This is a genomic window from Mesorhizobium sp. LNHC209A00 (assembly GCF_000502915.1).
Lineage (GTDB): Bacteria > Pseudomonadota > Alphaproteobacteria > Rhizobiales > Rhizobiaceae > Mesorhizobium.
The window spans coordinates 1-312 of the sequence record NZ_AYWT01000064.1; the positions used below are offsets into that span (position 1 = coordinate 1).

The 312-nt window shown below is 63.5% G+C and carries 1 pseudogene; it reads right to left on the reverse strand.

The features are described from left to right. A pseudogene (locus X739_RS1000000169870) lies at window positions 1–179 on the reverse strand (IS66 family transposase); the annotation flags it as partial. Window positions 180–312 lie beyond the last annotated feature (133 nt).

The window sequence follows — 312 nt, forward strand, 5'->3', positions numbered from 1 at the left end:
TGATCCTGATGTGCGATCAGCGCCGCATCATCCGATGCCTTGGCCCTGGCGACCGCCAGTTCGGCCTCGACCAGCGCAGCGCGTGCGGCCTCGTCTTCGGCCCTGGCCAGCGCCGCGGTCAGCGCTGCTCTCAGCGCGCCGATATCGTCCGGAACAGCATCCAGGGCGGTGGCAACCATGCTCTGAAGTGAATCATAAAACGCGTCCGCTGACTCGCAAAAAATGGCGCAAACGCAAAGAAAAACTCAGCCCGCGCGCTGCGGGCGGAACGTGTGAAGCGGGTTGCGCCAATCGATCCCGTCGAGCATGTAG